8 protein-coding genes and 1 pseudogene are annotated in these 11,530 nt (G+C 72.8%); 3 read left to right on the top strand and 6 right to left on the bottom strand.

Going from position 1 to position 11,530, the window contains the following annotated elements; genetic code table 11:
• Positions 1–170 precede the first annotated feature (170 nt).
• The 5 genes from ACIPM1_RS26880 to ACIPM1_RS26860 form a co-directional block, all read right to left on the bottom strand.
• Entirely contained in the window at positions 171–1,010 is an 840-nt protein-coding gene (locus ACIPM1_RS26880) for a carbohydrate ABC transporter permease (protein WP_356195431.1), read from the bottom strand.
• On the bottom strand, positions 1,007–2,377 hold the full coding sequence (locus tag ACIPM1_RS26875) for an ABC transporter permease subunit (RefSeq protein WP_402438905.1): 1,371 nt from the start codon (positions 2,375–2,377) through the stop codon (positions 1,007–1,009). Before ACIPM1_RS26875 ends, ACIPM1_RS26880 begins: the two co-directional genes overlap by 4 nt.
• Before the next feature lie 6 nt (positions 2,378–2,383).
• The gene (locus tag ACIPM1_RS26870; protein ID WP_402438904.1) at positions 2,384–3,712 is read right to left on the bottom strand and encodes an ABC transporter substrate-binding protein; all 1,329 of its coding nucleotides are present in this window, start codon (positions 3,710–3,712) and stop codon (positions 2,384–2,386) included.
• Between the two features lie 50 nt (positions 3,713–3,762).
• Positions 3,763–5,397, bottom strand: coding sequence for a glycoside hydrolase family 13 protein (locus tag ACIPM1_RS26865; RefSeq protein WP_402438902.1), 1,635 nt, complete (start codon positions 5,395–5,397; stop codon positions 3,763–3,765).
• A 168-nt stretch (positions 5,398–5,565) separates the two neighbouring features.
• Positions 5,566–6,837 (bottom strand): ABC transporter substrate-binding protein, encoded by a 1,272-nt coding sequence (locus ACIPM1_RS26860; protein ID WP_402438900.1) that lies wholly within the window; start codon positions 6,835–6,837, stop codon positions 5,566–5,568.
• Between the two features lie 121 nt (positions 6,838–6,958).
• Here ACIPM1_RS26860 and ACIPM1_RS26855 point away from each other — a divergent pair, with 121 nt between their 5' ends.
• From ACIPM1_RS26855 to ACIPM1_RS26845, 3 genes are all read left to right on the top strand, one after another.
• Positions 6,959–7,474 (top strand): PadR family transcriptional regulator, encoded by a 516-nt coding sequence (locus ACIPM1_RS26855; protein ID WP_356195418.1) that lies wholly within the window; start codon positions 6,959–6,961, stop codon positions 7,472–7,474.
• Between the two features lie 59 nt (positions 7,475–7,533).
• Positions 7,534–8,289, top strand: a complete 756-nt coding sequence (locus ACIPM1_RS26850) for an ABC transporter ATP-binding protein (protein WP_402439090.1) — start codon at positions 7,534–7,536, stop codon at positions 8,287–8,289.
• A gap of 64 nt (positions 8,290–8,353) precedes the next feature.
• Positions 8,354–10,636, top strand: a complete 2,283-nt coding sequence (locus ACIPM1_RS26845) for an FtsX-like permease family protein (RefSeq protein ID WP_356195415.1) — start codon at positions 8,354–8,356, stop codon at positions 10,634–10,636.
• Positions 10,637–10,717: 81 nt separating this feature from the next.
• On the opposite strand, the pseudogene ACIPM1_RS26840 reads toward ACIPM1_RS26845, so the two are convergent.
• Positions 10,718–11,530, bottom strand: a pseudogene (locus ACIPM1_RS26840) (glucose-6-phosphate isomerase); the annotation flags it as partial.

The raw sequence follows: 11,530 nt of genomic DNA, 5'->3' as shown, positions 1-11,530 counted from the left end.
GCCCCCCTGGGGGGGGGGGGTACCCCCCGGCGGGTGTTTTTTTTTTTTTTTTTTGGGGGGGGGGGGGGGGTCCCCGGGGGGGGGGGGGGGGGGTTCCCCCCCCCCCCCCCGCCCCGCTGTTTCCCCCGGGTCCGCCTTCGGATGGCCCCTCGGGTCCCCCGCTCCGGCTCCTACTTCACGGACCCGGCCATCACGCCCTGCACGAAGTGCCGCTGGAAGGCGAAGAAGACCACCACCGGCACGATCAGGGACAGGAACGCCCCCGGCGCGAGCACGTCGATGTTGCTGCCGAACTGCCGGATCTGGGACTGGAGTTCCACGGTCAGCGGCTGGGAGGAGCTGTCGGCGAACAGCAGCGCCACCAGCATGTCGTTCCACACCCACAGGAACTGGAAGATGGCGAGGCTCGCGATCGCGGGCCGGCCCACCGGCAGCACCAGCTGGGTGAAGATGCGCCACTCGCCACCGCCGTCCATGCGGGCCGCCTCCAGCATCTCCTTCGGCATCTCGGCGAAGTAGTTCCGCAGCAGGAACACCGCGAACGGCAGCCCGTAGGCCACGTGGAAGAGCACGACTCCGGGGATCGTCCCGAACAGCCCCAGCTGGCCGAAGAGTTTGGCGACCGGCAGCAGGCCGATCTGCACGGGCACCACCAGCAGGGCCACCACCAGCAGGAACAGCGGCTCGCGGGCCGGGAAGTCCAGCCAGGCGAAGGCGTATCCGGCCAGCGCCGCGATCACCACCACCAGCACCGTCGCGGGCACCGAGATGAGCACCGTGTTCCAGAACGCCTGGGTGATGCCCGCGTTCTTCAGCAGCGCCGTGTAGTTGTCGAAGGACAGCTGTCCCGGACTCGCCAGGGAGGTCCACCAGCCGCCCCTGGCGGTGTCCTCGGCCGAGCGCAGCGACGACAGGAACAGTCCCGCCAGCGGAGTCAGCCAGACCAGGCCGATCACCACCAGGAAGGCCTGCACCAGCCCGTTGCCCAGGCCCCGCCTGACCGCGTTCATCGCTGACTCCTTCGGAAACGGCGCACGTTGAAGACCATCGCGGGGATGACGAGGAGCAGGAGCAGCACGCCGAGGGCGCTGCCGAGCCCCTGGTTGTTGCCGCCGCCGAAGGACACCAGCCACATCTGGGTGGCGAGCACGGTCGCGTCCTCCTGCACCGGCCCGGGCGCGATGACGTAGACGAGGTCGAAGACCTTCATCACGTTGATCACGAGGGTCACGAAGACGACGGTCAGCACCGGCGCGAGCAGCGGGACGGTGATCCGCCGGAAGATCTGCCACTCGTTCGCCCCGTCCATGCGCGCCGCCTCCAGCGCGTCCCGCGGCAGCGTCGCGAGGCCCGCCCCGATCAGCACCATCGCGAACCCGGTCCAGATCCACAGGTACGCCCCGATGATGGCGGGGGTGACGAGCGTCGGTCCGAGCCAGGACACGCCCTGGTAGGGCGCGGCGAAGTTGGACGCCGGCAGCCTCAGTGCGTACGACCCCGAGCCGAGCCCCGGGAGGCGGAAGGAACCGTCGGCCGCCGTGGTCGTGCTCGCGACCGTCCGTCCGTCGCGCACCGCCTCGACCTTCATGCCGGGCAGTCCGCTCTCCCGCCGGTCGACCTTGCCCGGCCGGCCCGAACCGCCGGGCGTGAAGTCCAGGTAGGCGACGCCGCGCAGTTCGCCGGCCGCGGCCCGGCGCCCGGCCGCCGGGAGGGCGGGGGCGGCGCCGCGGGGCAGGTCCTTGGGGAGCACCCCGACCATCGGCAGCGTCACCGTGCTCCCGGGCGAGACGCCCGTGCCGGTCGTGTACGAGCCGTCCCGGCCCTGGGTGAGCCCCTGGCCCGGGCGGGCGCGTGCCGTGGGGTAGGCCGAGGTGCCCTTGAAGGCGTCGTGGACCGAGACGACGGCGGCGTTCAGCACGCCCTTGTCCGGGTCCTCGTCGTAGGCGAGGCGGAAGATGATCCCGGCGGCGAGGAAGGACACCGCCATCGGCATGAACAGCAGCAGCTTGAAGGCGGTCGCCCAGCGGACCTTCTCCACCAGGACGGCGAGGATCAGGCCGAGCCCGGTCAGCAGCGACGGGGCCACGACCACCCAGATCGCGGTGTTGCGTACGGCCTTGACGGTGGCCGGGTCGCGGAACATCTCGGCGTAGTTGGCGCCGCCCACGAACCGGTCGCCGGAGGCGTCGAAGAAGCTGCGCCCGACCGAGAACAGCACCGGGTAGACGACGAGCGCGCCGAGCAGCAGCAGCGCGGGGAAGACGAACAGCAGGGCGACGGCCCGGCCCCGCCGCCGCATCCGCCGCGCGCGGTCGGCGAGCGCGGCGGGCGGCGGCGGGCTCGCCCCCTTCTCCTTCACGAGGGTGGTGGCGGTCATCGCGGCTCAGCCCCGGTACGCCTTGGCCGCCGCGGCCTCCAGCTTCGCCGCGGTCGCCTTGGGGTCGGAGGGGTCGCGCAGGAAGTCCTGGAGGAGCTTCCACTCGCCGGCTCCCTTGGTGCCGCCGAAGGCCGCGGGCGCCTGGTCGGACATGTCGAAGCGGACGGAGTCGCCCGCCGAGATCAGGGACTTGGCGGTCGCCCGGGTGACGTCGTCGCCGTAGGAGGAGAAGGCGACCTTCTTGTTCGGGGAGAGGAAGCCGCCCGCCTTCGCCCACACGGAGGCGGCCTCCGGCGTGGCGAGGAACTCCAGCAGCTTCATGCCCGCCTTGGCGTTCTTGCCGTCCTTCAGCACGACGGCCGCGTCGCCGCCGCTGACCACGGGCGCGGCACCGCCGCCGACGGCCGGGAACGGGAAGAAGTTGGCGTCCTTGCCGATGGTGCGGCCGAACTGGTCCTTGGCGACGCCGGCGACGAAGTCGCCCTCGTAGACCATGCCCGCGCCGGGCTTGGGCCCGAAGACCTTCTCCACCGAGCCGGGGAAGTCCGTGTTGAGGGCCTCCTTCTGCCCGCCCGCGATCAGCTGCTTGTCCTTGAAGAGCTTGCCGAGGGTGCCGAGCGCCTGGACCACGCTGGCGTCGGTCCACTTCAGCTTGTGCGCGGCGAGGGCGTCGTACTTCTCCGGTCCGGCCTGGGAGAGGTAGATGTTCTCGAACCAGTCGGTCAGCGTCCAGCCGTCCTGCCCGGCGACCGAGAAGGCGGGGAGTCCGGAGTCGGCGACGGTGTGCCCGGCCTTGAGCATCTCGTCGTAGCTCTTGGGCGGCTTCACGCCGGCCTGGGTCAGCGCGTCGGGGCTGTACCAGACCGTCGACTTGTGGGCGGCCTTGAAGTACAGGCCGTAGAGGGTGCCGTCGACGCTGCCGTACTTCTTCCACACGGGCGCGTAGCCGGCGTCGACGGACTGCTGGGTGGTGGCGGACAGCGGCTGGAGCCAGCCCTTCTTCGCGAACTGCTGGAGCACGCCGACCTGCGGGACCATCACGACGTCGGGGGCGTTGCCGCCCTCGATCTTGCTGCCGACGACGGTGGAGACGTTGTCACCGGTGGAGATGAACTGCGTCTTGGCGCCGGTCTTCGCGGTGAAGGCGTCCAGCACCTTCTGGAAGTTCTTCTGCTCGCTGCCGGTCCAGACGCCGGCCACGGTGACCGTCTGGCCGCTGAGCGCCTTGTCGCCGCCGCCCGCGGAGACGGGGTCGCCGCCGCCGCAGGCGGTCGCGCCGAGCGCGAGGACGAGAGCGGTGCAGCCGGTGAGCAGGGTGGTACGTCGTCGCATCATCGTTGATGTCCCTTCGAGGGGTGGGAAACGGACGGGCTCGTGACGGGGGTTCAGAGTTCGGCGGTGTCGTCGCCGATCCACCAGGCGGCCGTGGACCCGGCGAGCACGCCGGGCGGGCAGGGGCCGCTGGACAGCAGCGGGGCGCCGGGGGCCGGCGCGGGTGTCGGGGCGGTACCGAAGTTGACGGCGCAGACCAGGCCGTCGCCGCGGACGAAGCCGAGGACGCCGGGCGGGGTGTCCAGCCAGCGCAGGGTGCCCTCGCCCAGCTGGGGCAGCGCGGCCCGCAGATGGAGGCCGTCGCGGTACAGGTGCCAGAAGGAGCTGGTGTCGGCCAGGGCCCGGTCGGTGGCGTGCTCGGCGAACCAGTCCGGCTGCGGCAGCCAGGGCCTGGCGCCCTCGACGCCGGAGGTGAAGCCGAACGGGGAGGCCTGCCCGGACCACGGCAGCGGCACCCGGCAGCCGTCGCGGACGCGGGCGCGGCTTCCGGTGCGGCGGAAGATCGGGTCGGTGAGCACGTCGTCGGGCAGGTCGACGACCTCAGGCAGGCCCAGCTCCTCGCCCTGGTAGATGTACGCGGCACCGGGCAGCGCCAGCATCAGCAGCGCGGCGGCGCGGGCGCGGGCGGCGCCGAGGCCGCTGCCCCCGGTGGCGTGTTCGCCGTAGCGGGTGACGGTGCGGACCTGGTCGTGGTTGTTGAGGACCCAGGTGACCGTCGAGCCCGTGCCGGCTATGTCCTGCATGGCCTCGGTGACGACCTTGCGGAAGGCGTCGGCGTCCCAGGGGGCGCCGAGCAGGTCGAAGAAGAAGGCCTGGTGCAGCTCGTCCGGGCGGACGTACCGGGCGTGCTCGCGGGCGGTGGGCACCGAGACCTCGCCGACCAGCAGCCGTTCCCGGCCGTCGTGGGCGGTGTACTCCTCGCACACGGCCCGCCAGTGCCGCCACACGTCGTGCACCTCGGGCTGGTTCCAGGCGAGCGGGTTGACCGAGTCGCGGGTGCGGGCGTCGGCCTCGGGGTCGTCCGAGTCGGGCAGCTCGGGGTGCTTGAAGAGTCCGGCGGCGACGTCGATGCGGAAGCCGTCGACGCCCCGGTCCAGCCAGAAGCGCAGCACCCGGTCGAACTCGGCGGCCACCTCGGGGGTGCGCCAGTTCCAGTCGGGCTGCTCGGGGGTGAACATGTGCAGGTACCACTGGCCGGGGCGGCCGTCCGGCTCGGTGATCCGGGTCCAGGCCGGGCCGCCGAACATGGCGTGCCAGTTGTTGGGCGGCTCGGACCCGTCGGGGCCGCGGCCGTCGGCGAAGTGGAAGCGGGCCCGGGCCGGGCTGCCGGGCGGTGCGGCGAGCGCCTCGCCGAACCACGGGTGGGCGCTGGAGCAGTGGTTGGGGACGATGTCGAGCAGGACCTTGATGCCGAGCCGGCGGGCGGCCGCCATCAGCAGGTCGAACTCGGCGAGGTCGCCGAAGAGCGGGTCGACGCCGCAGTAGTCGGCGACGTCGTAGCCGTGGTCGTGCTGCGGCGAGGGATAGAAGGGGCTCAGCCAGATCCCGTCGACGCCGAGCTTCTTCAGATACGGCAGCCCGGCCCTGACCCCGGCCAGGTCGCCGACGCCGTCGCCGGTGCTGTCCAGGAAGCTGCGGACGTACACCTGGTAGATCACCGCGTCGCGCCACCAACGATGCCTGTTCAACCCATTGCCCTGTCTGTGCTAGGCGGCTGTTGTGCATGCATGTTAGGTAGGGGCGTCACAGGGGTGTCAATGAAGTGAACGGAAACTACTGGGCAGTTGCCATTACGAACAAGGACTTAAACGGACATAGCGAACAGAGTCGTGATGCTTGCGTTACCTAACAAGTAACTATCGACGGGCGATGGCGTCGAGTTCGCGCGCCAGCCGCCGCACCGCCGCCTCGGGCGTCTGGCGACCGGTCAGCGCGTCGTGCACGACCGCCTGGACCACCAGACTGACCTGGTCGTAGTGCGGGCTCTTGGGGCGCGGCGCGGCCGCGAGCACGGCGGCGCGCAGCGTCGGCAGATACGGGAACCGCCGGATCAGCGCCGGGTCTTCGTACAGCGCGGCCCGTACCGGCGGCAGCGCGCCCCGGGTGAGGACCATGCGCTGCACGCGCGCGCCGGTGAGGTACGCGATCAGGCGCGCGGCGGAGTCGGGATGCCGCGCGTGGGTGTTGACGGCCAGGTTGGAGCCGCCGAGGACGCTCGTGCCCGGTCCGTCCGGCCCGGGCAGCGGCACCGCGCCGATCTTCCCGGCGACCGGGGAGCCCTTGGCCGAGGCGACGGCGTAGGCATAGGGCCAGTTGCGCAGGAAGAGGAGCCGGCCGTCCTGGAAGGCCTGCTTGGACTCCTCCTCCTTGTACGTCAGCGCCCGTTTCGGGATCCAGCCCTCGCGGACGCCGCGGGCGAGGAAGCCGATGCCCTCGCGGGCCGCCGCGGAGTTGACGGTGACCCGCGCGCCCTCGTCGCCGAGGATCGTGCCGCCCGCCGAGTACACGGCCTCGGCCGCGTTGACGGTGAGCCCCTCGTAGGGCAGGAACTGGCCCGCGTAGCCGTCGAGGCCGTACTTGGGCGCGATCGTCCGCGCGTCGCGCTCCAGCTCGGCCCAGGTGCGCGGGGGCGGGACGCCCTCCCTGGCGAGGACGTCCTTGCGGTACAGCAGCAGACCGGCGTTGGTGACGTAGGGGACCGCGTACAGCTGCCCGTCGTAGGTGGCCGTGTCGACGACCGGCGGCAGGAAGGTGCGCAGCGGGAAGCGGTCGCGCGGCAGCGGGCGGATCCAGCCGGCCGCGGCGAACTCCGAGGTCCAGTTGACGTCGATGTTGAGGACGTCGAACCGGCTGCGGTCGCCGCCGCGCAGGTCGGTCGTCATCTGCGCGTGGGTCTCGTCGGCGGAGTCCGGGAGCTCGACGAGGGTGACCCTCTCCCCGGGGTGGGTGCGGTTCCAGCCCTCCAGCAGCGGGCCGAGGTAGCCGGTGAGGTCACCGGCGGTGGCCAGGGTGAGCGGGCCGCGCCCGTGGGGCGCGCCCTCGCCGGCGCGGGCCCCGGAGGCGATATACCCGGTCATGACCACGACCAGGACGAGAAGGCCCCTACCGGCGGCGTGTATCCACCGCATAGGTTCCTCCCGTACACCGGCATCGGGCGCCCTCGCCCGGGGTCAGAGGCCATGTATACCTGTTAGGTATGGGCGATACTAGGGCCTGGAGCACATTCCGAGGACTAGGAGGAGAGCACGAGTGCGCCTGCCCCTCCTGGCACTCCTCGCTCGCGGCCCCGCCCACGGCTACGAGCTGAAGCAGGACCTTGAGCAACTGCTGGGCGCCGCGTACCCTCAGCCGAACGTCGGCCAGATATACGTGACCCTCGGCCGCCTCGAGAAGTCGGGACTGATCGAGGGCGAGGAGGTCGAGCAGTCCAGCCGGCCCAACAAGAAGATCTACCACCTCACCGACGCCGGGCGTGAGGCGCTGCGCGCCTGGTTCGAGGAGACCGAGGACGAGCCTCGGGTGCGGGACGAGTTCTTCATGAAGCTCGCGCTCGCGCCGCAGACCCGGCTCGCCGACCAGATCTCGCTCATCAACCGGCAGCGGCGCCAGTACCTCAACACCATGCGCAACCTGTCGAAGCTGGCCGCGGCCGAGAACCGGGACAACCGAATCGCCCATCTGCTCATCGAGGGCGCGATGCTGCACCTGCAGGCCGACCTGGACTGGCTGGAGCGGTGCCAGGAGGAACTGGAGGAGCTGGAGTGAGCGACACCCACCCTCCTGAGCCGCGCCCGGAACACCGTCCCGATCCCCGGGCCGGGGACCTGGCCGGGCCCGGGGGCGATGACGTCGTGCTGCGGGCCGAGCGGCTCGCCAAGACCCACCACGGCGAGGGCGCGCCCGCCCGTGCCGTGCGCGGCGTCGACCTGTCGGTGCGGCGCGGCGAGTTCGTCGCCGTCACCGGGCCCTCCGGGGCCGGCAAGTCGACCCTGCTGCACCTGCTCGGCGGCCTGCAGCGGCCCGACGAGGGCAGCATCTGGCTGGACGGGCGGTGCACCGACGCCTACACCGAGGCGCGCTGGGCCGAGGAGCGCAGGAAGCGCATCGGCATCGTCTTCCAGTTCTTCAACCTGGTCTCCAACCTGTCCGTCGCCGACAACGTCGAGCTGCCCGCGCTGCTCGCCGGCCGCTCGCCGCGCCAGGCGCGCGCCGAGCGCGAGGAGCTCCTGGCCGAGCTGGGGCTGAAGGGCAAGGAGCGCAGTATGCCGGGCGAGCTGTCCGGCGGCGAGCAGCAGCGGGTCGCGCTCGCCCGCGCGCTGGTCAACCACCCGCCGCTGCTGCTGGCCGACGAGCCCGCGGGCAGCCTGGACAGCCGGGGCACCCGCGAGGTGATGCGGCTGCTGTCCCGCTTCCACCAGCGCGGCCAGACGATCGTGCTGGTCACCCATGACGCCCGGCTGGCGAGCGCCGCGGACCGGGTGATCAGCTTCTTCGACGGGCGGATCGCCGACGACGCGGAACTCGACGGGACGCCGTCGCGGGGCACCGGCCTCTCCGGTGTGCTGGAGCTGAAGGACTGACTGCGGTGTACGACCACCTGACGCGCGCGCCGGCGCACCCGCCCCGGCCGAGGGGCTGAGCCGCGTGCGGGCCACGTTGCGCTGGGCGCACTCCGATCTGCGCACGCACCGCGGCGAGGCGCTGTTCATCGTGCTGGCCACCGCCGGCATCGTCGCCTCGCTGCTGCTGGCCACCGCGCTGTTCGGCTACGCGACCAACCCCTGGCAGCGGGTGTTCGCCCAGTCCCGGGGCGCCCATGTGTGGATCCACACCGTCCGGTCCGCCGACACCGGCCGGCTGGCCGCGCTGGACGGCGTCGAGTCCGTCGCCGGGCCCTACCCGACCGAGACCGCCACCGTCTCCTCCCGCGGCACCCGCGCCCTGGTCGAACTGCGCGGCACGCCCCGGCGGCCCGACGTGGGCCGGCCGTTGCTGACCTCCGGCCACTGGCTCGACCCGCGGGACCCCGGCGGCGTCGTCCTGGACAGCCGGCTCGCCCGGGCGCTGCTGGCCGAGCCCGGGGACGTCCTCCGCCTGCCGGGCACCGCCCGCACGCTGACCGTCGTCGGCGTCGCCGACAGTGCCGAACCGCGCTTCCGGCCGGGGGAACAGCCCGGCCTGGTGTGGGCCCTGCCGTCCGCGGTGCGCGATCCCGGCGGCCGGGTGATCGGACTGCGCCTGACCGACCCCGGCGACACGGACTACGCCGTCCAGCGCGCCGTCACCGTGCTCGGCGCCGGCGCGGTCGGCGAGGTGTCCACCTGGCAGCAGGCGCAGGCCGAGGCCCAGGGCGACAACCGGCTGCTCGGCCAGGTGCTGGGCCTGTTCGGGCTCGGTGCGCTGGTCGCCGCGGGACTGGCGGTGCACGGCGCCATCGGCACGCGCATCCGCGGCCATCTGCGGGACATCTCGGTGCTGAAGGCGATCGGCTTCACGCCCGGCCAGGTCGTCCGCGTCTTCCTGCTCCAGCACGTCGCCTACGCCCTGCTCGGTGCCGTCGCGGCGGCCGCGCTCACGCAGGGGCTGGGCAGCCTGCTGCCGGGGCGCTTCGGCGACGCGGTCGGGGTGTGGCAGGGGCTGCCGGGCCACACCGTGGCGCTGTTCGCCGTGCCGGTGGGGGCCGTGCTGTTCATCGGCGCGGTCACGGGACTCGCGGCCTGGCGGGCGGGGCGGGTGCCCCCGGTGCCGGTGCCCCGCCCGGCGGCCTCGGCAGGCGGCCGGCTGACGGGACCGGCGCGGCGCGCCCTCGGTCTGCGGCTGCCGCCCGCGCTGGTGCTCGGCTGGCACAAGGCGTTCACCCGCCGTCCGCGCACCCTCGGCACGGTCGGGCGGCTCGCGCTGCCGCTGCTGCTGATCGTGGTGGCGATGAGCGCGTGGACCACCATCGACCGCTTCCACAGCAGCCCGGAGCGGATGGGCATGCCCGCGGCGCTCACCGTCCGCGCGGACCGCGGCCTCGGCGACACGGACGTCCGCGCCCTGCTCGGCCACGAGCGGCGGGTCGCCGCCGTCTATCCGGGCGTGGAGATGGCCGCCCTGGTTCCCGGCCAGACCGCGACGATCGCCCTGCGCGGTCTCGGCACCCGCCAGGACCCCTACCCGTACACCCTCGCCCAGGGCCGCGCCGCGACCGGCCCGGACGAGGCGGTCGCCGGGCAGGGCCTGCTCGACCTGCTGGACGTGCGGGTCGGCGACTGGGTGCGGATGACGGTCGGCGACCAGCCGCAGATCCTGCACATCGTGGGCCGCAGCATCGAACCGGAGAACGCGGGCCGGGTCATCTCCACCTCGCTGGACACCCTCCGCGCGAACGACCCGCACCTGGCCCCGACCCTCTACCAGTTGCGGCTGCGCCCCGGAGCCGACCCGCACGACGTCGCGAACGGGCTGACCGCCGCCGGCCGCGGCCACCTCGACGTGCACGCCGTGACCAACCCGGCCGACGGGCTGTCCCCGCTGCGCGCGGTCGTCGCCGGGCTGGTCTGCGTGCTCGCCCTCATCGGGCTGATCGAACTGCTCACGGCGATCGGCGGCACCGTCCGCGAGGGCGAGCGCGACCTGCTGGCGCTGAAGGCGATCGGGCTGTCACCGCGCCAGATCACCGCGATCACCGTCACCGCCACCAGTTGCACCGCGCTGGCCGCGGTCGCCGTCGCCACGGCGCTGGGCCTCCCGCTGGCCCATTGGCTGATCGACGCCCAGGGCCGCTCCAGCGGCATCGGCGCCGGAATCGCCCAGGCCCCCTCTCCCCTGCTCCTGCTGCTGTTCGGCACGGCCGCCGTCCTGGGCGCCGCGGCCCTCGCCGCGCTGCCCGCCGCCCGCGCGGCCCGCCGCCGCCTGGCGGACACGCTGAGCGCGGTGGCCTGAGGGACGGCGGTCCCGGCGCGGTGGCCGGGTGGAGGTCCAGGGGGCCGGGCCCCCCGGACCCGCCGGGGCGGCCGGCCGGGCTCACCGCCGCCCGCGCAGCTCCCGGTACTTCGCGACCAGGGACCGGGTCGACTCGTCCAGTCCGTCCACCTCCGCGCCCTCGGTCAGGGCGGGCTCGACCCGCTTGGCGAGGACCTTGCCGAGCTCGACGCCCCACTGGTCGAAGGAGTCGATGTTCCACACGGCCCCCTGGACGAACACCTTGTGCTCGTACAGCGCGACCAACTGGCCGAGCACGGACGGGGTCAGCTCGCGGGCCAGGACCGTGGTCGTCGGGTGGTCGCCCTGGAAGGTCTTGTGCGGGACCAGTTCCTCCGGCACCCCCTCCGCGCGTACCTGCTCCGGTGTCTTGCCGAAGGCGAGTGCCTGCGTCTGGGCGAAGAAGTTGGCCATCAGCAGGTCGTGCTGCGCCTCGAGTCCACCGCTCAGTTCGCCGACCGGCTCGGCGAAGCCGATGAAGTCCGCCGGGATGAGCTTGGTGCCCTGGTGGATGAGCTGGTAGTAGGCGTGCTGCCCGTTGGTGCCGGGCGTGCCCCACACGACCGGCCCGGTCTGCCAGTCGACCTCGGCGCCGTCCCGGTCGACGTACTTGCCGTTGGACTCCATGTCCAGTTGCTGGAGGTAGGCGGTGAACTTGGACAGGTAGTGCGAGTACGGCAGGACCGCGTGCGTCTGGGCGTCGTGGAAGTTGCCGTACCAGATGCCGAGCAGGCCCATCAGCAAGGGTGCGTTGGCTTCCGCGGGGGCGGTGCGGAAGTGCTCGTCGACGAGGTGGAAGCCGTCGAGCATCTCCCGGAAGCGGTCCGGGCCGATGGCGATCATCAGCGACAGGCC

This window comes from Streptomyces sp. NPDC086766, from assembly GCF_044746005.1.
Lineage (GTDB): Bacteria > Actinomycetota > Actinomycetes > Streptomycetales > Streptomycetaceae > Streptomyces.
This window is presented reverse-complemented; position numbering and strand designations above follow the sequence as displayed.

What these genes read in the sequence shown, in the direction of transcription:
- ACIPM1_RS26870 (WP_402438904.1), bottom strand. Translation starts at nt 3,712, where the DNA reads ATGATGCGACGACGTACCACCCTGCTCACCGGCTGCACCGCTCTCGTC.
- ACIPM1_RS26875 (WP_402438905.1), bottom strand. Translation starts at nt 2,377, where the DNA reads ATGACCGCCACCACCCTCGTGAAGGAGAAGGGGGCGAGCCCGCCGCCG.
- ACIPM1_RS26860 (WP_402438900.1), bottom strand. Translation starts at nt 6,837, where the DNA reads ATGCGGTGGATACACGCCGCCGGTAGGGGCCTTCTCGTCCTGGTCGTG.
- ACIPM1_RS26880 (WP_356195431.1), bottom strand. Translation starts at nt 1,010, where the DNA reads ATGAACGCGGTCAGGCGGGGCCTGGGCAACGGGCTGGTGCAGGCCTTC.